Source organism: Cytobacillus sp., from assembly GCF_964223445.1.
Classification (GTDB): Bacteria; Bacillota; Bacilli; order Bacillales; family Cytobacillaceae; genus Cytobacillus.
In genome coordinates, this window is sequence record NZ_CAXQGS010000093.1 from 1 (window position 1) to 22,406 (window position 22,406).

The following is a 22,406-nucleotide window of genomic DNA, read 5'->3' on the forward strand; positions in this document are numbered from 1 at the left end:
CCGAAAACAACCTTCCCTTTATCAGAGATGTATTGTTTCAGCAGGCTGTCTTTACAAGGTTCCTCATTTAACTTAAATACTAAATTTATTGTACGTTTCTAGGCTTCCCTGAGAATCAAGGAGCTCAGTTATTCCTTCCAATATATGACTCCCGACTATATAATAATACTAAGAACGAATCTATTAAAGGAGCAGATTCAGGCATGCAAAAACTTACACTGGCTGAAGCAGTAAAATTAAAAAGTGTTCTGGCTAAACGAATTCACGAGTTAGAAGAAGAAATGGACCGTGTAGCATTTGCCGATATTGAAAAAGGCAGCAAGCTTCCTGAAATGCCGCGCGCTCTCTCCATGGTGGAAAAAGAGATGGATGAAGTCCGCAAAGACATGAGACTGCTTGATAAGCTAGTATATAAAGCCAATATTGAAAATGACATCACCTTTAACAATGAATCATTGCCAATCGTAGAAGCAATTGAGCTTGCCACCCAATATCGGGCAAAGGCCCGCAAATTCAAGGAATATGGCACAGCAGCAAGGGAGGAATTCCTTTATACCTTGTCGGAAAACGTGTCGATGGTGAAAATGGCGCTTTTCGATCCCGAGCAGTACCGATTAAAGGGCCTGGAAGCCGAACGCCAGGCGAATCGTCTGTCCAACTTAATTAATAACAAGAACTATTTGATAGAATTAGAGTTTGACAGCGAAAAGTATTTCTAAACCTTGAAGCAGTGAGACTCTGCTTCAGGGCATAGAAGGAACATCCTCCTATTGTGTACAAAGGTACCTTGTAATGGAAATGGCCCAACCGATTATCCATGACCAATTACAACTTCACCTGTAACCAATAACCAACCATGGCACCGGAGGCCGACGGCCATTCATCCGTAATCCCGTTCCTTCTATGAGCCTCCATTCAATTTTGAGTGGAGGCTTTTGGTTAATCTATTAATCTGAGGGGCACATTTTCTCTGAAAAAACAGCAATAGGGACAGTGTACCTGTCCCCGTGTCCCTTAAAGCAGCAGTTCCCACGATTCGCCAACTAAATCGTGTCCAAAACTATGATGTTTTTCTTCATTAACAAGCTGAAATCCCTTTTTCTGATAGATATGCCGCGCTTCTTTAAGAACACTGTTTGTCCATAGAACGAGCTTTTTATATCCTGCTTGTCTGGAAAAGTTTATGCATTCCTCAACCAATTGTGAACCAAGGCCCAACCCTCTCGCCTTTGGATCTACTATTAATAGACGCAGTTTAGCCGTATCCTCACTTCCTTCAACAACAAAAATAGAACCCACTATTTCTCCGTTCATTTCGGCAATCCAGCAGCGTTCCCGCTTAGGATTATAGTTATTTATAAAATCTGCTGCAATTTGAGAGACAAGAGCTTCAAATCTCTCATCCCATCCATATTCTTGTGAATACAAAAGACCATGCTTGTGTACAACCCACCCCATATCACCAGGTTCATGCTGACGAAGAAAATATGGACCTGAAAATTTTAGGCTTTCATTCTTGCTGATCAGTCCTTCAACGGTTTGCATAGCGTTAATTAATTGCTGCTGTTCACTTTCCGGCAATTCCCCAAGAAGGTCCGCGATTTCATTGTATGAACGTTCATTTAGTTTAGAAAAAGCTTTTTCTCCCTCTGGCGTAAGCTTTAGTATGCGCTGCCTGGCATCTTTAGGAGAACGTTCTTTCTTTATAAGGCCTCTCTCTTCAAAACGGGCTAATATGCGACTTAAATAGCCTGCATCTAAACCCAGCTCTTGAATTAAATTTGATGCTGCAGGGTCCTCATTAGTGGCAATTTCATACAGGACTCTGGATTCTGTCAGTGAGTAGGGGCTATGCAGTAACCCCTCCCGCAAAGCCCCTATTTGTCTTGTCATAAAGCGATTAAAATGGCGAACAGCACTGATTCTTTCTTCAAACGAGATCATTGACAAAGAAATCACTCCTTAGAATATATTTGCCTTTGTCAAATATAATAATTATATTACTTGCTTAAGTCAACTTCTTTTCAGAACAAAGAGAAAGCTTGCTAAAAGAAAAAGCGCCCATTTCTTTAAATTGAAATCGGCACTTCGTTTATTTTCTGATATTCGATTAGCGTGAAGCTTTAGGCGGCTGGCACACATCACATTTGCGCTGGTGATTATTTTTAAATTTCGTAAATGTTTTTTCAAACTCACTGCCGCACGCACATTTAAAAAGCAGTTTCTGAGAAAAACCATGATATTCTGTCGTTAACAGCTTACTATCTGAATTTTTCTCAACAAATTCTTTAATTTTACTGATTGTCCACCGTTTATTCATTACTTAACACCTCCAAATTCAATCACTAGGCGGAGGCTTTTCTGGGCATCCGTTGCATTTTGAAATCATAATTCCTAAGTTCCTCATTATAACATGCGCTGGCACGCAAAGAAACAGATCGTCTAAACATGAATATATCCTTCCAAATATGCAACAGCCTCTCCAGATAGTTTCACCTTATCGCCTAATTCTTCACAATAAAGCATTCCGCCCCTTTCTGATAATTGCAGTGCCGTAAATTCACTCTTATTTAATACCTTTTTCCAGTATGGAACCAATGTGCAATGAGCTGATCCGGTAACAGGGTCTTCATCAACACCTGCCTTTGGAGCAAAAAATCTTGATGCGAAGTCAGATTCTTTACCTTTGGCAGTGGCGATAACACCGAAAGCATCCAGCTTTTTAAGTTCTTCCATATTTAATTCCAGGTCAAGTAAATCCTGTTCTGATTCAAAGACGGCCAGATAATCCCTTGATAGATAAGTCTCTATTGGTTCCTTGCCCAGTCCTCTAATGAGCGCCTCCGGAGCTTCACATTTTTCCCCTTCCCGGGCAGGGAACGTCATGGTTAATAGTTCACGGTCCCTGGATACTTCTAAAATTCCGCTTTTTGTATGGAATTTTACATTCATCTGGCTTTCATCGAGATAAGTAAAAATGACATAAGCAGCTGCCAATGTCGCGTGCCCGCATAAATCAATTTCTGCTTTTGGTGTGAACCATTTTAACTCATAATCCTTTCCCTTTTTCACAAAAAAGGCTGTTTCAGCCAGATTATTTTCGGCAGCAATGCTTTGCATCAGGTCATTATCAATCCATTTTTCCAATGGACATACCGCCGCAGGATTCCCTTTGAATTTCTCGTCTGTGAAAGCATCAATTTGATAGATAGGTATTCTCATTTGCAGCAGCTCCCTTTTTTATTTCGTCCAGTGTGCCGTTCTAAGAATGGAGACAACGGGGCAGGTCCCTGTCCCTCCAGCTCTGTATCAATATTCATTCATCACGCGAGGTTTTAACATCTTACATATCTCCTTTTAAAACCGAGCTTCCCTCTATCTACTTCCTTCTGGATATTTTCTGCGGCATGCAGGAAACTGCTTTTTTTATTGTCCCGCTTCATTTCTACCGGCCCGATGGCTTTTGCTGTTTCAACCGCTTTTTCATGGAGCGGCAAATATGATACACCTACTGTATAGACAAAATTATTCATGGCTGATTTCGTACGCTCCGGAGAATCGTGGATGGTATCTTTCACTTTATCAAGCATTTTGGCCAGCTTCTCCTCTGAAAATTCAGCGTCCGGACGATTCCCCAAAAGCCAGCAATAGCAGCTCCAGCCCCCTGACATCCGCAGCTCTTCCCCGCTTTCGATCCATTTATCGGCAACGTCCTGTGCAATATCTGCCTCAGCTAATGTAACGGCTACCACATAATCGGACAGCATATAAAAATAAGCGGCATCCATCCAGCGGTCAAAATCCTCTGCTGTCATGGCTTCTGGATCTGCAATGATGCCTGCAAAGTACATGGCATCGTAGTTCCCTGTAGCGTATAGCTCCTCTGCCAAAGGCTGATTTCTATTAATTTTTTTGGCGATTGGCTTCATTGCTCCTGTTGCAGCGCCAAAAAGCGGCTCGTGTGCACCGTTTGATATGTACATTTTCTTGGTCCGTTCCTTGCCGAGAGCCTCGAGCTCCTGCATAACCATCTGTAAATCCATCTTTAAGCACTTCCTTCTATTTTAATAAAGTTAACAGCAAAACACTGATTCGCCTCAAGAACCCAAATATTCGGTTTTCAGTTCAATCTCTTTTACTTCTTTATCGAAATAGACCTTATAGGCCCTGGCATTCGGTCTTGAGCTTACGATTCGGCTGACCTCCTCCTCAATGAAGTGGATAGCCACTCCATCATCCGCTGCAATTCCAGGCTTTATTTTATCAAAAGCCAAAAGCTCATGATAGGCAGGCCTTCTTTCCGCTTCCCCGTCATAATGAGGGCAATTGCTTCCTTGTAAAAAGCCGGGGCATGTTAAGGGCTCCAGTTTATCACCATAAGAATCCGTGACCCCTTCTTCAAACCAGCAAATGGAGCCCGCGCTGATGCCGGCTAATACGATCCCTTGGTTCCATGCTTTTCTTAAAATCTTATCTAATCCCCATTCTTTCCATAAAGCCAATAAATTCTTCGTATTTCCGCCTCCAACATAAATGATATCTTTATCCAGTATAAATCCCTCTATATCTCTTGCTGGCGGTTTAAATAAAGATAAATGGGAAGGCTGGCACTTCTGCTTTTCAAAAAAGTCATAAAACCATTTAATACAAATATCGGAATCTCCTGTTGCAGTAGGCACATAACAGACTTTAGGATTTTCTTTACCTGACTGACGTAAAATGTATTCATCTAATAATGGATTCTCCGGCTCCATGGAGAACCCGCCTCCTCCAAGTGCGATAATTTGCCTCATAACTTATTCCCCCTAAAAGAAATGCTAAATATTATTATTCTCCTTAAATTCCAGCTGTTCCTTGTTACTCAGACTTTATTCAAAAATTGATTATGCATAACAAAACGCTTAGGATTTAGCCTAAGCGTTTTGTTATTTAAAAATAAATTTATTAAATTCGTCTACTGTTTCAAAATAATACTTTGATTCTAATTTCATTTGTTCCTTGATTTCAGGGATGCTGTGAGACCATCCGGCAGCCGCAAAATCCACATTGCAGCTTCTGGCCATGTCCATTCCCGGCTTCATGTCATCCACCATTAATGCATCAGCCTCTTGAAGTTCATAGCGCCTTAATATTTCTTTAATTGGATATGGATGTGGTTTTCTTTGATGCTCAGGAAGGTCCCAGCCAAAGATGGCATCTGGCACAAATCCACAATGAATGGAATAATCTCTTTCAATTCGACTAGTCTCGGAATGCGAAACAACCGTCACAATTCCACCTTGCTTTTTAAATTCTTGAACGGTCTCAGCGAACAGCTCATAGAAGTCCGGTACAGTTGACTCGGTATACTTTTTCCATACCATCTGCTGGTGATTTTGTTCCTCATCTGTAAATTTAATAATATCCCTACATAATGCAGCAAATCCCGAATGATAACAATATCTGACGAAATCTTCAAAAGAAATAGGTTTATCATTTGGCCGCAAGTATTTAAGAGCCTCTGCAAATGATGGAAAGTGTATACCAGGTGTGCTTTTTACCCCTGTATCATCATGATCTAAGATTAAACATTTATATTTTAAACCCATAATAGCCTCCTGCTAACCTTTACTCCCTGTACATTAAAACATAATTAAAATCTAACATTCAAATAAAAATATATTAGCAAAAGCCCAATTCAATTTGCGAATTGGGCTTTACCTTAACTGCTGTTTTGTTTCTCTTAATTTAATTAGAAGGGTTTTTACGATTCACTCAGCGCAGGCTTCCCCGCTTCCAGAAGCACCTGATCACGGCCTAAAATGACCGCTAATAGAATAATGAATGCCCCAGTTCCCACAAGAAGCCATTCGATGGCAATAATGTCTGCGATTGGGCCAAATATCAGCATGCCAATCGGCATCATGGAGGTGGAGATCATTCCCATGACACCAAACACTCTGCCTAAATAATTCTCTTCAATTTTTTCCTGCAGCAATACTGTCGTCGGTGTATTGAATATTGGCATGGCAACCCCGAATAACGCCATGAACACTAAATAGATCCAGAAAACCGGTACGATGCCAAGAGCCAGGGTACAAATCCCCATGATGAGACTGGCAAGGGTCATGGTTTTAATTTTATTTGGATATCCTCCCCAGGAAGCAATGATTCCTCCCCCAGCCATCATACCGACTGAAAAAGCAATTTCAATCGCTGTCAGCTTCCACACATCCCCGCCAAAGGTGCGGGTAACCTGCAGGGGCGTCAAAAAGGCCGCAGGGGCCATCAGCACAAAGAAAACTGCAAAGAACAGGAAGAATTTCTTCAGGAAAGGAGTACTGTTTACATATTGCAGCCCTTGTTTAAAGTCACTGAAGTAGCTCGTTGTCTGTTTGGCTGCTGCTTTTTCGTGCACAGCGATTTTGACAAATGTCATCAGTGTAAAAATGGCAATCGCTGCTGTGATGACATCGATGAAGAAGATGACTTCAAGTGATGCCATTGCCAGCAGCGCGGCGCTGACCATTGGCGAGACAAACATAATAACCGCTTGTATGCTCCCGTTTGCTCCATTTACCTTTGTGAGCTTATCCTTAGGGACTATCTGCGGCAGAATCGCTCCGACGGCAGGAGTCTGAACCCCTGTTCCAAGGGCACGAATCGCCGCCATGACAAACAGCAGCCAGATGGATTCATATCCCATTAAAAAGAGGATAGCGAGAATCAGCGTTGAAAATGCGATAAGACCATCCGCTAAAATAATCAGCATTTTCCGATTGTACCGGTCTGCCCAAACACCGGCAACCGGTGATAAAAAGAAGGTTGGAATAAACCCGCAAATAATGTAGAGCGTCATCATCAAACCGGATTCTGTCGTTAACGTAATATGCCACATAATCGCATATTGAACGAGGGACGATCCAAAAAGCGAGATCGTCTGACTGCTTAAAAAGAGAATAATATTCTTTAGCCAATTCTCCTGCAGATTAGGATTTACTGTACTCATTGTCTAATCACTCATTTCTATATTTAATTAATTATAAAAACAAGCTTTGCCTATATTCAGTTGATCAATCCGCTCTGTACATTCTATATCTATAGACAGCAAAAAAGAGGCGAAATTCATCCCCTCTTTAAAAATAACCGTTAAATTTAGGTTTCCTTAAATAGACAGACCAATCCCGTTGCTCTGAACATAGGCAGAGCTTTCAAACGTATTCAATTAACGCTTGAAAAGCGGGTTTCTTAGTCTCATTGATGCAGTCAAAAGGAAAACCTCCATTTCATTATAATTACATTTATCATACCAGTGCAGACCCGTTCATGCAATAGGGACATAGGGACAGATTCCATGTCCCAGGCGGCGGGAGGTAGTGTGTATCTCTCTCGTCCCTACTTATAAACTTCTTCTCTGGAATGAAATCCATCTGCAATAATGGTACGATCCATATTGTGTTTATCGACAGCAATTGGCGAAAGAAGGACGGAAGGCACCTCTATTTTGCCATTGTTAATTTTTCGGTTCGCTTCTATCTGTTCTCCTTTTGCCATTCTGACCGCTAGTTCAGCAGCTTCTTTAGTGAGCGTGCCGATAGGTTTGTATACCGTCATCGTCTGCGTGCCTCTGATGATCCGCTGGGCAGCGGCAAGCTCGGCATCCTGCCCGGCTACAGGGATTTTCCCTGCCAGCCCTTGCACTGCCAGTGCCTGGATGGCGCCGCCTGCGGTTGCATCATTTGCTGCGATTACGGCATCAATTTGATTTTGATTAGCTTTAAGAGCCTCTTCCATATTCACAAATGCATTCGCCGGCGTCCAATCTCTGGACCACTGATCATATACAATCTGTATATCTCCTTTTTCAATTAAAGGCTGAAGCACGTTAAAGACTCCTCGTTTGAATAAATGGGCGTTATGGTCAGTGATGGCTCCGCCAATATACACATACTTCCCTTTAGGAACCAGTTTGGTGATAGCCCTTGCCTGCAGCTCGCCAACCTTTTCATTATCAAAGGATATGTATAAGTCGATATCAGCATTTTTCACAAGCCGGTCATATGAGATGACCTTAATGCCTGCCTCATGTGCCTTTTTGACGATCGAAGCGGTGGCTTCAGCATTATGGGGAACGACAACCAGAAGGTCAACTCTTTGTTTTATCAATGTTTCTGCCTGAGATATTTGAACCGCATCATCCCCATTCGCAGCCATGATCTTCACTTCGGCTCCAAGCTCTTCGACAGCCTCTTTGAACAGATCTCTATCCTTCAGCCAGCGCTCTTCCAATAAAGTATCCATTGAAAAGCCGATCTTAATGGGGTTCTCCCCACCCTCTTCTCCTTCCGCTTCGCCGGCAGCAGGAATTGGTTTCCCGGGATTTTTTTCGAATACTGTATTCGTTTGGCAGGCTGACAGGAGGCAAACCAGAATCAGCGCAGCCAGAATCAGCTTCATTTGAATTCTATCCATCTGTCTTGCCCCTTTTCCTTCCATCAATCCTTTTTGCCCAGAAGGGTTTTGCGGAAATCCGTCGGCGACTGGCCGCACATCTTTTTGAAAACCTTGCTGAAATAGTTCGGTTCATGATAGCCCACCTCAAAGGTAATTTCTTTCAGACTTTTTCCGTGATCCGCCATCAGCTTCTTTGCTTTTTCAATACGGCATTCAGTCAGGAAGTCGATATAGTTTATCCCTAGTTTCTCCTTAAACATTTTACTGATATAGATTGGGCTTAACCCCACTTTCCTTCCCAATGCTTCAAGGGAAATATCTTCATGGGAATGTTCGGTTATATATTGTTTCAGCTGGTGAATAGTATCAGCTTCCAGCCTGGCGTAATGCTCCATATACGATTTCTTCATTTGATTTAGCATTTGTACCGATTCAGTACGCAGCTGCCGGAAATCCTGGGCTGAATACGCAAAAAATGGCGCAGGGGCTTCTACCCCAATCTCACTCATTACACGTGAAGCAATCCAAAGCAGCTGCAGCACCCGCTGCTGCGCTTGAATCACCCCGGCCCTTTCCGTTTCACACCGCTGAATCATCTCCATTACACGCAACCTGATTTGCTTCCACTTGCCAAGCCTGACTTGATCGAAAAACTGCTTTTCCCGCTCTTTGGTCAGCTGTAAATCTTCCCCTGCGCTAAGCACTGGCACATCGGAATAAAATCGGTATTTAACGGGGAGAGTTGAATCCAGGGTGGCTATAAGAGATTCCTGATAAGATTGACGGATGGATTGCAGCGAACCGCAAGCGTTTCCAATCCCGACGAACCAGCCTTCTGATGAGCCTTTTTTTGCAAGGGAAAGAATTTCGCCGGCTATAGATATAGCCTGTGAACGGAATGAATGCTGCTTTTCCCGAAAAACGATGATGGGAAGCTGGCGGCCATATAGTGCACCTACCCATGCACTGCCTGCTTGCCTGACTTTCTCTTTGACTGAGGTATAGAGGTGTTCTTGTCCATCAGGAAGCAGGATGCTCATGACGAACTGTTCATCTGTTGAGCGAATATCGAGCATTTCAACCAGCATATCCAGATGAACTTCATGGACATGATCGAACAGCAGCTGTGTCACGACATCGGTCTCAATGACAGGAAGAGCCTTTTGCAGTGCATCCTGCTGAAGTTTCGTCATTTCACGGAACCTCCGCTCTTCCTCAATCTGTTCAAGCACCTTCCCAATTGTTGCTTCTATTTCCGTGATCTTGCTTGGCTTCAGTAAATAATCCTTGACCCCTAGCTTTATGGCCTGCCGTGCATAATCGAATGTATCGAATGCTGTAATCATAATAAATTTAATATGCGGATCAGCCTCACTGATTAGCTTAATAGCTTCCAGGCCATTCAGCCCTGGCATTTGAATGTCCATCAGGATTAAATCAGGGTTAAACTCTTTAGCCGCTTGAACGGCCATTTTCCCATTTTTCGCCTGGCTGATTTCAACACCAGGAAAGGCTTTCTGCAGAATCACTTCCAGCCCTTCCCGTTCAATTTGTTCATCATCCGCGATCAGGAGTTTTGTCATGCTGCCCCCCTCCTATCTTTCGGTATTGTCACCACTACTTTTGTGCCGGCAGCACTGCTCTCAATGTTCATGACATCTTCATAGCCGTAAAAAAGACGCAAACGCCTGACAACATTGGTAAACCCGATGCCTGTTGAATTTCCATCTTTCTGAATGAATTGCCCTTGAAGAATCTGTTTAATTTTAAATTCCTCAATACCTGGACCGTTGTCTTCCACTTCTATAATCACACAGTCATTTCCATCCTGAATGCGAAACCAGATGATCCCGCCATCTTCTCTTGGCTCCACTGCATAGTTGACGGCATTCTCGATGATCGGCTGCAGCGTAAGACCCGGAATGTCCACATTCAGACACGTTTCATCTATTGACATTTTCAAATGCAGGCGATCTGTAAATCTGGCTTTTTGGATATCCATGTATTGCTGCAGGACCATCACTTCTTCTCTAAGTGTTACAGGCCTATCAAGCCTTTTTAAGTTATAGCGCAGCAGGCCGGCAACACTTACTAGAAGGTCACTGGTTTCATGAGAACCTTCCAGATAGGCTTTCTTGGAAAGGGTATTTAATGTGTTAAATAAAAAATGAGGGTTAATCTGGCTTTGCAGGTTCAAGAGCTGGCTTTCCTTCAGCAATAACTTGCTTTCCTGCAGCTCATGCTCCAGCTGTGCCTTATGCTGGATTTCTGAAATCAGGTTATTGATATTAATCCGCATCCGGTCAAAGGTCTGGGCAAGAAAAGCAATTTCATCATTCGAATCAACCTTTATCGGCAAATGAAATCTCCCCCTTGATAAATCATTTGCTGCCTTGGTCAGCTTCTGTACAGGCTTCGTAATGCTTAAGGAAAATCCATAGGTCAAGAACATTAAGAGGCAGGTGATCATCAGCATCAGCCAAATCCCCAGTTTTTTGATTTCTTCGGACTGTTCAATGATCCCCCGGTAAAACCGTTCATACGTATTCAGTTCACTATCGATCAGCGTCAGCGTCATCTCGGAGATATACATGGAGATGCGCGTCGCTTCCGAGAATTCTTTCGCAGAATCCTCTGTTTCCTTTTCATTAAAGAAAAGAAGGGAGCGGTCCGTCGTCTCAACCAGGCTATCAATCAGATTCATATAATTTGTCAGTGCAAAATCATTTTCTGAATTTCGAAGATATGAAACATCCCTTTTAACCTTTATCATTTTTTCCTTGCTATTGTTCAATTTCTCCAGATTTTCCGGTATAGGAGTAATAAAGTAGTTATTCAAGTCTGCAATCATCTGCTGGCTTGTCCTTGTAACCTCATTCATCCGAAGATACCGCTGAAGGATGTCGTTATATTGATTCTGAGTTTTCTGATTATAATAGGTAAGTGTGATCCATATGGCTGCCATAATTAATAGAATGACAGTAGTGAGTGTCCAGATTTTCTTATGAATCTTGTTCATTGCTTTTCCATCGCCTTTAATATCCTGATATCGGTAAGATAGCCATCAGATTTCAGCGGCACTTCTTCATCCCTAAGCCATTTTAAAATCAGCTCTACACTGAGGCTTCCCATTTTCTCAGGAGATTGTTCAATGATTCCATCAAGTTTTCCCTGAGTAAGCAGAGATATTGAATCCGGACCATCGTCAAAAGAATAGATATAATAAGGTTTTACCTGTGATCGCCTGCCAATTTCCTGAATCATCGCTCCGGCTATATTCGCCTTGATAGCTATGAAACTGTCAGCATCCGGGTTTTGATTCAGCATATTCTGAGTGGCAGCGATAATTTCCTCCCTAACATCAGTTGTTTCCGCATAGACTGTCTGGATATTTGGATAATCCTTCAGTACTTCATGAATGCCATCGAGTCGCTGCTGCTGATAAAACTCTTTATGCTTGTCGCCCATGAGAATAACTTTTCCCTCATGGCCCATATCGTCAAGAAGCTGTTCTGCAATTAACCGCCCTGCCAGATATTGATCCGAGCCGACGTACGTTTTTCTCAAGCTTTCAGATTTGGGCACGTCATTGGCAATTGTAATAATTGGGATTCCATAAAAAGCAGCCTTAATCTTTGCTAAATCTTTGAATTCCTGTGTGTCCAGACCCTGAACAATGATGCCGTCCACTTTTGATTGAATGGCTACCTCCAATTTTTTTAAAAATTCCTCTTGAGTCTTCCCATAGCTTCCCCAGACTTCCAGGCTTGCCCCATCCTTCCGTGCTTGTTCCTGCGCAGCAATACCTGCCTTATCCCAGAAGGGGGTTTCTAATTCCTGCGTTATCAGGACCAGGCGATATTTCACTTCCTGGCCATCTGATCCAGCTGGGAGATCCCACTCGGATGTAAACGCTTTCTTTGATAGCGTAAATGTAAAATAGCCAAGGACGATACATGTAAGACAAAATACAAAAATACCCGTTTTACGCAAGGCTGTATCTCCGTTTCCTAAGTATGAATAGTTAAATAATTTTAATCATATCACCTTTTTACGGCTTATAGAAGAGTTAGAAAGAGAGAGGATTGTCTGTTGTTAGCAGGAGGATAATCGGTGATTTAAGGAATGCTGCCTATCTTCATCATAAGGGCACCCTCTTGCCGGATGCCCATTTCAAAACTGCTAATCCAGGAAACTGGTAATCTATCCTCTCTTCTTACGGGTCATGACATCAAAGATCACAGCACCCGCCAATACGCCTCCGCGGATCATATACTGGAGGGAAACCCCCACACCGAGCAGATTCATGCCGCTTGATAAAGAGGCCATGACTACTGCACCGATAATGGCACCAGTGATTTTGCCCACGCCCCCTGCAGAAGAAACCCCGCCTACATAAGCAGCTGCAATGGCATCGAGTTCAAATAATGTCCCAGCTGTAGTGGTCGCTGACTGAAGGCGCGAGGTGAATAATATGCCGGAAAGGGCTGCCAGCATCCCCATTGAACCGAATACTATATACGTAATTTTATTTACATTGATTCCGCTCAAATGTGCCGCTTCCGGATTGCTTCCGACAGCATATATATGTCTTCCAAGCACGGTTTTCGTTGTCAGGAAGTGATAGATGACAACCACTAAAAGCATAATGACAACCGTCCAGGAAAACCCGTTGTAGCCTGCCAGGATCCAGGTAATATAGGAAATGATAGCAGAAATAAAAACTAATTTAATAATAAAAATCCCTTTTGACACTACCTCGAATTGATAGTTCATCTTGTTTTTCCGCGTGGTAATTTCACTGTATACATACAGCAATATGGCCAGTACACCGAGAATCAGTGTAAGGAGATGCAGTCCATTCACTTGCATAATCGAAGGAATGAATCCGTTTCCGATTGCGTTAAATCCGTCATCCTTGATGATAATGGTCCCTGTTTTCTCTGTTACCTGAAGAAGTGCACCTCTAAAGATCAGCATTCCTGCTAGAGTAGCTACAAAGGAGGGGATGCCGAACTTTGCAACTAGCAGGCCATTGAATAATCCGACAAAAATACCCAGCACGAGGATAATCGGAATGGTGATATAAAAAGGCACTCCCATTCCCGTCAGGAGAATCGCAGCAATGGCTCCCAAAAAGCCGGCAACAAACCCGACTGAGAGGTCGATATGGCGAATCACGATAACCAGAGTCATCCCCACTGCCAGGACAGCGATGTACCCCGTTGAATCAAGCAAATTACTTATATTTCGTGAAGACATAAACAGCCCGTCAGTCATAATGGTGAAGGTGAGCATAATAACGAATAAGGCAATGTACATGCCGTAGTCACGGATATTATCCTTAAATAGCGATTTCGCTTCGTTTAAAAATTCCATATATTTTACCTCCTATTGCGTAGCAAGCTGCATAATACTTTCCTGACTTGCTTCTTCAATCGACAGCTCGCCTTTCATTTGGCCTTCCGCCATTACATAGACACGATCGCTCATCCCAAGGACTTCACCCAGTTCTGAAGAAATCATAATGATGCTCATGCCTTCCTCAATCAATTGATTCATTATCGTATAAATTTCGAATTTTGCCCCAACATCAATGCCCCGCGTCGGCTCGTCCAGGATCAGCAATTTTGGCCCGACAAATAACCATTTGCCCAGGGACACTTTTTGCTGGTTCCCCCCGCTCAAATTGCCGACAATCTGTTCAAGGGAGGATGCTTTGATATACATGGACTTTTTATATTCCGTTGTTTCCTTCACTTCTTCGTTATCATTAATCACTCCATTTACAGCAACCCGTTTGAGGTTTGCTGCAGAAATGTTGTTTTTAATATCCTGTATTAAAAACAGGCCGTCCCCTTTTCGGTCTTCCGTTACGTACGCAATCCCTGACCTGATGGCGTCACTCGGATGCTTCAGCGTTTTTGGAACGCCATCCACCAATAGTTCGCCTTGTAATTTATAAGATTTTGGATTTCCGAAAATACTCAGGGCAAGTTCTGTCCTGCCTGACCCCATCAAGCCCGCAATCCCGACAATTTCTCCTTTCTTAACATGAAAATTAACATCTTTTACAACCTGCCTGCCCAAATGCACAGCATACGCAGACCAGCTGCGGAGCTCAAGTACAGGATCGCCAAATGTTTTGTTCATCCTCTTCGGATAAATATCTTCAATTTCCCTGCCAACCATGTTTTTAATAATGACATTTTCAGAGATTTCGCCTTTTGCTGCGTCCAGAGTACAAATGGTTTGGCCGTCACGAAGCACCGTAGCCTTATCTGCAATCAAGATGACTTCTTTCAGCTTATGGGAGATCATGATGCACGTAATTCCCTGCTCTTTCAGCTCATCTAACAGATTCAGCAGATTTTCGCTGTCATCCTCATTAAGTGCTGCAGTCGGCTCATCCAGGATAAGCAGTTTCACATCCTTGCTTAAAGCTTTGGCAATTTCGACTAATTGCTGTTTTCCAACGCTCAGATCTTTTACGAGTGTTTCAGGGTTCACATCGAGCTTAACCTTATCCAGCATTTTTTTAGCTTCAGCAATAGTCCGGTTCCAATCGACGATTCCGCCTTGCCTCATTTCATTGCCCGCAAATATATTTTCATAGACTGTGAGATCAGGAAACAATGCAAGCTCCTGGTATATAATGACGATTCCTGCTTTTACACTGTCACTGATCTTGTTGAATTGCTGCACACTGCCCTCAAATACAATATCCCCCTGGTAGGTGCCATAAGGATACACGCCACTGAGTACCTTCATCAGAGTGGATTTACCCGCTCCGTTTTCACCGATCAAGCAGTGGATCTCACCTTTTTCCACCTTGAAATTGACATTGCTGAGCGCTTTGACACCTGTAAATTCCTTGGAAATCCCGTGCATTTCCAAAATACTTTCGCTCATTATAACTCCCCCCTTAGCCATACAGCTAATCAGAAGGAGAAATAGTGATAGACGCATCTATCACTATTTCTCGTCCTTTATTGATTAAAGTCCTGTAAATTCATCAGCTTTATAGTATTCAGAATCAATCAGTTCTTTTTTCACGTTATCTTTGTCGACAACGATTACATCTGTTTGCTTTGCTTTAACTTCAACCTTGCCGTTATCGTAAGATCCGGTTGTCTCAGGGTCCTTGTCTTCAAGGATATCAATCGCCATACCCATTGCATCTTTAACGAGAGTACGAACATCCTTGAATACTGTCATGGATTGCTTTTCATCAATAACATACTGAATGGAAGCTTTCTCTGCATCCTGGCCTGTTACAAGATAGCTGGATACTGCGCTGTCAGTTCCAAAGACATCTGCAATGGAACGGGCAGTTCCGTCGTTCGGAGCAAGAATGGCCACATCGCCTTTCATATCATCAGAAGCTGCTGTCAAATGCGTTTGTGCTTTGTTCTTCGCTTCGTTCGGATCCCAGTTCGTTGTCACCTGTCCAATAATTTTGCTTAGCTGATCACGGGACAGATCAGCTGTATCTTTCAAAGCTTCAGCTTCGCTTGAGTTAGCAATCTTGAATGTCCCATCTGCAATTTTAGGCTGTAGCACACTCCATGCTCCCTGGAAGAACAAGAAGGCATTATTATCAGAAGCAGCTCCGGCGTACAGGTACAGAGGCACGTCCTTGCCCTTTGCGTTGTCAACTAAATATTGCGCCTGTGCAGCTCCTACCGCAAGGCTGTCAAATGTTACGTAGTAATCAATAGCATCTGTATTGGTAATTAAACGGTCATAGGAAATGACTTTTACGCCATCTTTCTTTGCAGCCTCCACCGCTGCAGCAGCTGCATCTCCATCTTGCGGACAGATAATCAGCACATCAATCCCTTTGTTCAGCAATGTTTCTACATTTTCTTTTTCCTTAGCCGAAGAGCCCTGGCTAAACAAAATCTCAGTTGTATATTCCGTTCCTTTTAACGCATCTTTAAATCTTTGCTCATCCTGAACCCATCTAGGCTCATCTTTCGTTGGCAAAACGATTCCGACACTCACTTCACTGCTGCTGCCGCCAGTGCCCTGGCTGCATCCTGCTGCAATAAACGCAAACATCATCAGCATAAGAGAAATGACTTTCCACTTTCTTTTCATTTCTTTTTCCCCCTTTATAATGGATAAAAATTACCTGCCTACAGGAAAAATTATAACTTTATTACCAGTCCGTGAAAGCGTTATCACTAGCACTCTTTTAATATCACCTGTAATTTTTTATACTTATTCCAATCTCAAATCTCTACTTTTGCTTCAGCATTTTATTATTTTCTCAATTAAAAAAGACAGCCTGCAAAAGCTGCCCATAAAAAAATGCGTTAATCCAAAGATCAACGCAAATCTCTTTATAAAGCTTCACCCTCAGTTTGCTTTTTACCCGGCGCAAACCAGCCAAACAGAGCAATGGCCACCAATACGCCATAAAAGACCAGTGTCCATCCTGTACTATGAGGAAAATGATGGTCAAGGACACCGATATCCTCATGGGCAAGTGTGATAACAGCAAGTTTGACACCCACCCAGGCAACAATCGCATAAGCTGTTGTTTCCAATGCCGGGCGTTTGGCAAGGAGCTTCACAAACCAGGTTGCAGCAAACTTAATCAGAATCAGTCCGGCAATCCCGCCAAGCACCACTACAATAAACTGGCCGCCATCCATGCCGCCGAAATCATCAAGCGGTGAATCCGGCAGACCAAGTGCCAGCGCCACAGCAGCAAGAATCGAATCGATGGCAAAGGCAAGATCGGCTAATGCAATCTTCCCCACAGTAGGCCAAAATCCTTTCCCGGCTGCTTCTTCCTTCACATCCTCACGAATATTTTCATTTTCTTTCCCGAACTTAGCCTTAATCACATGTTTTAAGCCAAGGTACAATAGATAGGCAGCCCCAATCGCCTGGATCTGCCAGACGTTTGCAATAAATGATATGGCAAATAGCGCACCAAACCGGAAAACGAAAGCCATAATTATTCCGTAATTTATCGCCCTTTTCTTCTGATCTTCCGGTAAATGCTTCGCTATGACTGCTAAGACAAGAGCATTGTCAGCCGACAGCAATCCTTCCAGTCCAATTAATATCAATAATGCCCAGGCATACTCGAGCCAAATAGACTCCATCCGCGACACTCCTTTCAGGAACAAAAATGTTCTTCATTGATTCGATAACTATAGATTCCCCAAAAATGCTGGAGGAAACCTTAAAAATATATAAACAAATGGCGTCCTATATTCAGGACACCAGAAGAAAAAACTAATTATTTAAATCAAAAAGCCCCGGCGCATGCTCATTTGGCATATCAGGCATTTCAGGAACAGGATAGCCTTTTGGCGGTTCTACCACGGCAAGGTCTCCGCCATTTCTGCTTGGAGTGGTCCCCTGAAAAACTTCACCGATCCGGGTATCATCAAGCCTGAAATTAAACTGGGCATTGTGGAAGCCCATTTCCACATATTTTCGGCATTCAGGGTATTTATTTAAATCGTAATTAGGAATCGGGAATATTTTGCCCCAATTCACTCCTAGCGTTTCCAGTGCTTTTGCAAAAGCATTTTGATGGGCATTATCCCGGACAATCAGGAAGGCAATCGTCTCTCTTAGCGTCTTATTGCTGCTCATCTCGTAAATTCTTGATTTCTGGAGAACACCCGTCGATTCAAGAACCACATTATTCAGGAGGTTGGCCACCAGGTTGCCATGGTCATATACCCATGAGCCGTTCCACGGGTTGCCGCCAGCATCGACAGGAAGAGATGCCTTTGCCCCCATAATGAAATGATGCGGATTCGCTCCACCCTGGATCACATCATCCAATGGAGCTCCATCTGCAGCCTGATTGCCGGGCATATTCCCTCCCGCTTCATTCAGGAGCTGATTAATCGTAGTTTGAACGAGTTCGACATGGCTTAGCTCTTCCAAAAACACACCTCTGATCAGATCACGATATTGCTTCGCTTTTCCTCTGAAATTTGCGCTCTGGAATGAAAACTGCATCAGCGTCCTCATTTCGCCAAACTGTCCGCCCAATGCCTCCTGCAGCACTCTCGCCGCATGAGGATCCGGTTTATCAGGTACTATCATATTAATTAAATCTTCTTTATAAAAGTACATGTTCATCAATCTCCTTATTCCAGCATTCTTAATTAGAATGCCTGGCCTAAGGCAGGCTATTCATAAAATAAACAGGCGGCTTAACCTTTCTGCAAAACATGATACCGTCATAGTGCTCTTGCGGATAGATGGCAATGGGCAGCAGCCCCATCATGCCGGCTTCGAGGAGCCGCCATCTCCGATTCAGCCAGTTCCGTTTAGGAAGCCCCTTTTCACATAAAGGTACAAAACTGTCATGTCCACAGGCATCCATAAACAAACTTTCCAACTGCCTTTTAGATACAACAATAGGAAAGTTCACTCGAAGCAAGGAGGCAAACTCACCCTCTCCAGCATAAAAACCTATGGAATATACCTGATCCCCATAGCATTTTGTAAGCAGCTGCCCGACATTCGTGATACCAAACAGCTTAGAGGCCACGGTTTTGCTTTTTCTAATATGAAAATTATGAGCCCATACAATGACCTTTTCTCCATTGTAATACTCTTCTAATAACCATTGCAGGTTTCTGAACATATACGTTCCCCGCATGACGCCGGAAGAAATCCAGCTTTTTGTATTGATTTCCAGCCACTTCAGCCGATTTTCGAGTCCCTTCCTAATAATGTGAAAGATCTTTTCTTTTTTCCAATCGGCTTCTTCCAATCTGTACTCAAAAAGTTCCAGACTTGAATGATATAGATCCATACACATTTGTATCTTTGCTTTAATCTTCTTAGGTATTTTCGTTTGTCCCCCTATCTCCTTATCAATGTTGAAAAATACTGTTTCTGCCTGATGAATGGAAGCATATAGTTCTTCCTCTGTATGAATCTTGAGCCATTCCAGCATGTTTTGCGAGATCAGCGGGTATGCAGGCTGAATATCCATTCCAGCGAGATGCATCTCATTGGCCCATGTTTCCTGAAATAAAGGAAGCATTTCTTCATTATGATAAATATCCAGCAGTCCGTGCTGGATTTGTTCCCTGGCAGGCAGGCCATTCAATGTTCTTCTGCAAAATACCGCTTCAAGCAGACCGCTCTCGAGAATAACTACATTAAATCCATGGACACTATGCAAATACTTAATCATATTGATTTTGGCTGTGTAAAAGTCACCGACTCCATGGCTGCTCTCTCCCAGCAGTACAATCCTTTTCCCCTCAACATATGGATCCATACAGGCGAAATCAGATGGATCAGATATTTCACAGCTCTTGCTGGCTATCTGATCTATCCAAAGTAATTTTGTTTTTTGTGTTATGTAATTCATAACAAGGCCTCCATCATAATGCCGGGGGAAATTCCCCTATTAAGAATATATCTATGTTTACGAATTGGAAATAAATTGGTTTCATTTATTCTTTTATTCATATACTTGGCAAAAGGAACCTTCGAAAAGGTAAAATAAACTGAATCCATTCGGAGAAGAAACGGGGAGACTTTATGAATGCCTATTTACTTTTAGCATTAGCCATTGTAAGTGAAGTGTTTGGCAGCTCCTTGCTTAAAGCAGCAGACGGATTTAAAAAGCTCCTGCCATCCATTGGTGTAATCATTGGATACGGTGTCGCTTTTTATGCGCTATCTTTATCGTTAAAAACGCTGCCTCTCGGCGTAGCCTATGCGATTTGGGCTGGCCTCGGGACTGTGCTGACAGCCTTAGTCGGAGTCACCATCTATAAAGAAAATGTAAATGGCAAAAAATTTCTGGGACTGGCTTTAATAGTTGGAGGAGGCATTTTATTGAATAGCGGTGGAGGCCATTAATATGAGGGGATATTTTTATTTAACAGTCTCAATCGCAGGAGAGATTTTTGCCACCACCATGCTCAAGCTGTCGGATGGATTTACTGTGCCGCTGCCAACTTCGGGAGTCTTGTTTGGCTATACACTTTCATTTTATTGCTTATCATTATGTCTTAAAACGGTTCCATTAAGTCTGGCTTATGCCATTTGGTCAGGTGCAGGAACAGCGTTAACAGCGTTGATTGGGTCCATTATATGGGGAGAAGCATTTAGCAGCCTCAAGATACTCGGAATCATTTTGATTATTGGAGGAATAGTCGTATTGAATTCTGACAGCAGTGCAGAAACGGTAAAAGAGCCTTCACGCTAGGGCTCTTTTTTTGTTCCCTCATGCAGGGAAGAGATTGAGCAGATCCATACTCCCTTTATTAAATATCTTTTAAAGCCCTCAGCGTCTTATCCCTAATCTGAACACGGTTGATATAATCCTTTGCAACAAGTTCTGTGTACAATAAATCAAATAGCAGAAACAGAGGGAGTGTTGGAGAAATGTTCTGCCCCATATGCATACTGCTTTTACTCATAACCAGAAGGGATAAATCTGCTAACTGGGAAAGTTCAGATGTTTTATCACTTGTTATGGCAAGAACTGATGCCCCTTGTTGCTTGGCAATCTTAACAGCATCAATGACTTCTTTTGTTTTCCCTGAAACTGAAATGCCTAGGACAAGACTGCCGCCAGAGCTTAACGCAGCATCCATCACCGCCTGATGAGGGTCTGTAATAGACTCAACCTGGATACCAATCCTGAAAAACTTCCATTTGAACTCCTGTGCTGCAATTCCTGAGTTGCCGATGCCGTATACATGCACTTTTTTTGCATCAGTTAAAAGTGAAACGGCTTGCTGAATATCTAAATAAGTCATTTTCCGAAAAGTCGTTTCGATAATCTCCAAATGATTCTGATAGAGATTGGAAAAATAATCAATCTCCTTGATATCACTGGATATAGTCGGTTTGTTCCTTAAATCAATATATCTTTTTAATTCATGCTTAAATTCATTAAAACCTGAAAAAGAGATTTTCTGACAAAAACGGGTGATTGTAGCTGGGGAAATATGAATTTTTTTGGCAATTTGACTAATCGACAATTGGCTGATTTCATCCGGATTTTCGATTATATACTTTGCCAAGTCCGACTCAGAGCTTGTGAATTTTTCCATGGTGCAGGCTATGCCATGCAGAAGATTCTCACCGAGATATTCCATACTCTTTTCTCCTCTATTAGATAGTCCCTAGGTACATTATACAAGATACTATCCTTATTTTTAGATCATTTGCTAAAAACTATGAAATCCCCCTTATCTTGCCGAACAAAAGCAAAAAGCTGAAAACAGCCCAGTCGGCAGCCTGAGCTATTTTCAGCTATTCTTTATTTTTGCATAGCGTCTACAAATCTTTTCGTAATGATCTGCGGTCTTGTAATTGCACCGCCCACCACAACTGAGTGAACATGAATATTCAGCACAGAGCGTGCAATTTCCGGGGTTGAAACATTTCCTTCAGCTATTACCTTTGCATGCTTCACATCTTTGACGATCTGTTTGATCACAGCGTAGTCATGATCATCAATTTTCAATCCTTTTGTTTCTTCTGTATATCCGTATAATGTTGGTGCCACTATATCAAATCCCAGCTTGTCGGCAAAAACGGCTTCCTCCACTGAAGAAACATCTGCCATCAGCAAAATCTGTGGATACTTCGATCTTACTTCCTGATAAAACGATTCTAAATCACTGCCATCCGGCCGGATCCGATTAGTTGCATCTGTTGCAATGATTTCGGCTCCCGTCTCAGCTAAGGCATCGATTTCTTTCATGGTTGGTGTAATAAAGACAGGATGATCCTTGTATACCTGTTTGATGATACCGATAACAGGAAGATCGACTAGTTCTTTAATTTCCCTAATATCAGGAACGGAGTTTGCCCGAATGCCAGAAGCTCCTCCCTCCTTTGCAGCCAATGCCATGCGCCCCATAATGAATGGACTATGAAGCGGTTCTCCTTCTAAAGCCTGACAGGATACGATTAGTCCATTTTTGATCTGTTCCAGCACTTGATGCATTTAA

The 22,406-nt window shown here is 42.7% G+C and carries 22 protein-coding genes; 3 read left to right on the forward strand and 19 right to left on the reverse strand.

Annotated features, from left to right (window positions below):
• Nucleotides 1-203: 203 nt before the first annotated feature.
• Nucleotides 204-719 carry a hypothetical protein gene (locus ACEQ1T_RS17075; RefSeq protein WP_206845051.1) on the forward strand — a complete coding sequence of 172 codons (516 nt, stop codon included), beginning with the start codon at nucleotides 204-206 and terminating at the stop codon, nucleotides 717-719.
• A gap of 295 nt (nucleotides 720-1,014) precedes the next feature.
• Here the strand turns inward: ACEQ1T_RS17075 and ACEQ1T_RS17080 are convergent, their stop codons facing one another.
• The 17 genes from ACEQ1T_RS17080 to ACEQ1T_RS17160 form a co-directional block, all read right to left on the reverse strand.
• On the reverse strand, nucleotides 1,015-1,944 hold the full coding sequence (locus ACEQ1T_RS17080; protein ID WP_370223952.1) for a GNAT family N-acetyltransferase: 930 nt from the start codon (nucleotides 1,942-1,944) through the stop codon (nucleotides 1,015-1,017).
• 166 nt (nucleotides 1,945-2,110) lie between these two features.
• A complete protein-coding gene (locus ACEQ1T_RS17085; RefSeq protein ID WP_206845053.1) occupies nucleotides 2,111-2,320 on the reverse strand; it encodes a hypothetical protein in 210 nt (69 codons plus the stop codon).
• Between the two features lie 122 nt (nucleotides 2,321-2,442).
• Nucleotides 2,443-3,222, reverse strand: coding sequence for a PhzF family phenazine biosynthesis protein (locus ACEQ1T_RS17090; RefSeq protein WP_206845057.1), 780 nt, complete (start codon nucleotides 3,220-3,222; stop codon nucleotides 2,443-2,445).
• Nucleotides 3,223-3,335: 113 nt separating this feature from the next.
• Complete coding sequence (locus ACEQ1T_RS17095; protein WP_370223896.1) at nucleotides 3,336-4,043, reverse strand: DNA alkylation repair protein; 708 nt, start codon at nucleotides 4,041-4,043, stop codon at nucleotides 3,336-3,338.
• A 54-nt stretch (nucleotides 4,044-4,097) separates the two neighbouring features.
• Nucleotides 4,098-4,793 (reverse strand): Type 1 glutamine amidotransferase-like domain-containing protein, encoded by a 696-nt coding sequence (locus ACEQ1T_RS17100; protein ID WP_370223897.1) that lies wholly within the window; start codon nucleotides 4,791-4,793, stop codon nucleotides 4,098-4,100.
• A 132-nt stretch (nucleotides 4,794-4,925) separates the two neighbouring features.
• Nucleotides 4,926-5,588, reverse strand: a complete 663-nt coding sequence (locus tag ACEQ1T_RS17105) for an HAD family hydrolase (RefSeq protein WP_370223898.1) — start codon at nucleotides 5,586-5,588, stop codon at nucleotides 4,926-4,928.
• A 155-nt stretch (nucleotides 5,589-5,743) separates the two neighbouring features.
• Nucleotides 5,744-6,988: an MFS transporter gene (locus tag ACEQ1T_RS17110; RefSeq protein ID WP_370223899.1), complete on the reverse strand. Its 1,245-nt coding sequence runs from the start codon at nucleotides 6,986-6,988 to the stop codon at nucleotides 5,744-5,746.
• A gap of 386 nt (nucleotides 6,989-7,374) precedes the next feature.
• On the reverse strand, nucleotides 7,375-8,478 hold the full coding sequence (gene xylF / locus ACEQ1T_RS17115) for a D-xylose ABC transporter substrate-binding protein (RefSeq protein ID WP_370223900.1): 1,104 nt from the start codon (nucleotides 8,476-8,478) through the stop codon (nucleotides 7,375-7,377).
• Nucleotides 8,475-10,016, reverse strand: a complete 1,542-nt coding sequence (locus ACEQ1T_RS17120) for a response regulator (protein WP_370223901.1) — start codon at nucleotides 10,014-10,016, stop codon at nucleotides 8,475-8,477. Before ACEQ1T_RS17120 ends, xylF begins: the two co-directional genes overlap by 4 nt.
• On the reverse strand, nucleotides 10,013-11,452 hold the full coding sequence (locus tag ACEQ1T_RS17125; protein WP_370223903.1) for a sensor histidine kinase: 1,440 nt from the start codon (nucleotides 11,450-11,452) through the stop codon (nucleotides 10,013-10,015). The genes ACEQ1T_RS17120 and ACEQ1T_RS17125 overlap by 4 nt, the downstream gene beginning before the upstream one ends.
• Nucleotides 11,449-12,426 (reverse strand): sugar ABC transporter substrate-binding protein, encoded by a 978-nt coding sequence (locus ACEQ1T_RS17130; protein ID WP_370223905.1) that lies wholly within the window; start codon nucleotides 12,424-12,426, stop codon nucleotides 11,449-11,451. Before ACEQ1T_RS17130 ends, ACEQ1T_RS17125 begins: the two co-directional genes overlap by 4 nt.
• Before the next feature lie 210 nt (nucleotides 12,427-12,636).
• Nucleotides 12,637-13,812, reverse strand: a complete 1,176-nt coding sequence (locus tag ACEQ1T_RS17135) for a sugar ABC transporter permease (RefSeq protein WP_370223906.1) — start codon at nucleotides 13,810-13,812, stop codon at nucleotides 12,637-12,639.
• A 12-nt stretch (nucleotides 13,813-13,824) separates the two neighbouring features.
• Nucleotides 13,825-15,345 carry an ATP-binding cassette domain-containing protein gene (locus tag ACEQ1T_RS17140; RefSeq protein ID WP_370223907.1) on the reverse strand — a complete coding sequence of 507 codons (1,521 nt, stop codon included), beginning with the start codon at nucleotides 15,343-15,345 and terminating at the stop codon, nucleotides 13,825-13,827.
• Nucleotides 15,346-15,429: 84 nt separating this feature from the next.
• Nucleotides 15,430-16,536 carry a sugar ABC transporter substrate-binding protein gene (locus ACEQ1T_RS17145; RefSeq protein WP_370223908.1) on the reverse strand — a complete coding sequence of 369 codons (1,107 nt, stop codon included), beginning with the start codon at nucleotides 16,534-16,536 and terminating at the stop codon, nucleotides 15,430-15,432.
• A 245-nt stretch (nucleotides 16,537-16,781) separates the two neighbouring features.
• Nucleotides 16,782-17,555 (reverse strand): TerC family protein, encoded by a 774-nt coding sequence (locus ACEQ1T_RS17150; RefSeq protein WP_206845076.1) that lies wholly within the window; start codon nucleotides 17,553-17,555, stop codon nucleotides 16,782-16,784.
• A 133-nt stretch (nucleotides 17,556-17,688) separates the two neighbouring features.
• Nucleotides 17,689-18,546, reverse strand: a complete 858-nt coding sequence (locus ACEQ1T_RS17155; RefSeq protein ID WP_206845077.1) for a manganese catalase family protein — start codon at nucleotides 18,544-18,546, stop codon at nucleotides 17,689-17,691.
• A 46-nt stretch (nucleotides 18,547-18,592) separates the two neighbouring features.
• Nucleotides 18,593-19,801 (reverse strand): erythromycin esterase family protein, encoded by a 1,209-nt coding sequence (locus ACEQ1T_RS17160; RefSeq protein WP_370223910.1) that lies wholly within the window; start codon nucleotides 19,799-19,801, stop codon nucleotides 18,593-18,595.
• Between the two features lie 173 nt (nucleotides 19,802-19,974).
• Here ACEQ1T_RS17160 and ACEQ1T_RS17165 point away from each other — a divergent pair, with 173 nt between their 5' ends.
• Nucleotides 19,975-20,298 carry a multidrug efflux SMR transporter gene (locus tag ACEQ1T_RS17165; protein WP_370223911.1) on the forward strand — a complete coding sequence of 108 codons (324 nt, stop codon included), beginning with the start codon at nucleotides 19,975-19,977 and terminating at the stop codon, nucleotides 20,296-20,298.
• Nucleotide 20,299: 1 nt separating this feature from the next.
• Nucleotides 20,300-20,647: a multidrug efflux SMR transporter gene (locus ACEQ1T_RS17170; protein ID WP_370223912.1), complete on the forward strand. Its 348-nt coding sequence runs from the start codon at nucleotides 20,300-20,302 to the stop codon at nucleotides 20,645-20,647.
• Nucleotides 20,648-20,705: 58 nt separating this feature from the next.
• Here the strand turns inward: ACEQ1T_RS17170 and ACEQ1T_RS17175 are convergent, their stop codons facing one another.
• The gene (locus ACEQ1T_RS17175) at nucleotides 20,706-21,545 is read right to left on the reverse strand and encodes a MurR/RpiR family transcriptional regulator (RefSeq protein WP_370223913.1); all 840 of its coding nucleotides are present in this window, start codon (nucleotides 21,543-21,545) and stop codon (nucleotides 20,706-20,708) included.
• 164 nt (nucleotides 21,546-21,709) lie between these two features.
• Entirely contained in the window at nucleotides 21,710-22,402 is a 693-nt protein-coding gene (locus tag ACEQ1T_RS17180; protein WP_370223914.1) for an N-acetylmannosamine-6-phosphate 2-epimerase, read from the reverse strand.
• Nucleotides 22,403-22,406: the final 4 nt, after the last annotated feature.

What these genes read in the sequence shown, in the direction of transcription:
- ACEQ1T_RS17075 (WP_206845051.1), top strand. Translation starts at nt 204, where the DNA reads ATGCAAAAACTTACACTGGCTGAAGCAGTAAAATTAAAAAGTGTTCTG.
- ACEQ1T_RS17080 (WP_370223952.1), bottom strand. Translation starts at nt 1,944, where the DNA reads ATGATCTCGTTTGAAGAAAGAATCAGTGCTGTTCGCCATTTTAATCGC.
- ACEQ1T_RS17085 (WP_206845053.1), bottom strand. Translation starts at nt 2,320, where the DNA reads ATGAATAAACGGTGGACAATCAGTAAAATTAAAGAATTTGTTGAGAAA.
- ACEQ1T_RS17090 (WP_206845057.1), bottom strand. Translation starts at nt 3,222, where the DNA reads ATGAGAATACCTATCTATCAAATTGATGCTTTCACAGACGAGAAATTC.
- ACEQ1T_RS17095 (WP_370223896.1), bottom strand. Translation starts at nt 4,043, where the DNA reads ATGGATTTACAGATGGTTATGCAGGAGCTCGAGGCTCTCGGCAAGGAA.
- ACEQ1T_RS17100 (WP_370223897.1), bottom strand. Translation starts at nt 4,793, where the DNA reads ATGAGGCAAATTATCGCACTTGGAGGAGGCGGGTTCTCCATGGAGCCG.
- ACEQ1T_RS17105 (WP_370223898.1), bottom strand. Translation starts at nt 5,588, where the DNA reads ATGGGTTTAAAATATAAATGTTTAATCTTAGATCATGATGATACAGGG.
- ACEQ1T_RS17110 (WP_370223899.1), bottom strand. Translation starts at nt 6,988, where the DNA reads ATGAGTACAGTAAATCCTAATCTGCAGGAGAATTGGCTAAAGAATATT.
- ACEQ1T_RS17120 (WP_370223901.1), bottom strand. Translation starts at nt 10,016, where the DNA reads ATGACAAAACTCCTGATCGCGGATGATGAACAAATTGAACGGGAAGGG.
- ACEQ1T_RS17125 (WP_370223903.1), bottom strand. Translation starts at nt 11,452, where the DNA reads ATGAACAAGATTCATAAGAAAATCTGGACACTCACTACTGTCATTCTA.
- ACEQ1T_RS17135 (WP_370223906.1), bottom strand. Translation starts at nt 13,812, where the DNA reads ATGGAATTTTTAAACGAAGCGAAATCGCTATTTAAGGATAATATCCGT.
- ACEQ1T_RS17140 (WP_370223907.1), bottom strand. Translation starts at nt 15,345, where the DNA reads ATGAGCGAAAGTATTTTGGAAATGCACGGGATTTCCAAGGAATTTACA.
- ACEQ1T_RS17145 (WP_370223908.1), bottom strand. Translation starts at nt 16,536, where the DNA reads ATGAAAAGAAAGTGGAAAGTCATTTCTCTTATGCTGATGATGTTTGCG.
- ACEQ1T_RS17150 (WP_206845076.1), bottom strand. Translation starts at nt 17,555, where the DNA reads ATGGAGTCTATTTGGCTCGAGTATGCCTGGGCATTATTGATATTAATT.
- ACEQ1T_RS17155 (WP_206845077.1), bottom strand. Translation starts at nt 18,546, where the DNA reads ATGTACTTTTATAAAGAAGATTTAATTAATATGATAGTACCTGATAAA.
- ACEQ1T_RS17160 (WP_370223910.1), bottom strand. Translation starts at nt 19,801, where the DNA reads ATGAATTACATAACACAAAAAACAAAATTACTTTGGATAGATCAGATA.
- ACEQ1T_RS17165 (WP_370223911.1), top strand. Translation starts at nt 19,975, where the DNA reads ATGAATGCCTATTTACTTTTAGCATTAGCCATTGTAAGTGAAGTGTTT.
- ACEQ1T_RS17170 (WP_370223912.1), top strand. Translation starts at nt 20,300, where the DNA reads ATGAGGGGATATTTTTATTTAACAGTCTCAATCGCAGGAGAGATTTTT.
- ACEQ1T_RS17175 (WP_370223913.1), bottom strand. Translation starts at nt 21,545, where the DNA reads ATGGAATATCTCGGTGAGAATCTTCTGCATGGCATAGCCTGCACCATG.
- ACEQ1T_RS17180 (WP_370223914.1), bottom strand. Translation starts at nt 22,402, where the DNA reads ATGCATCAAGTGCTGGAACAGATCAAAAATGGACTAATCGTATCCTGT.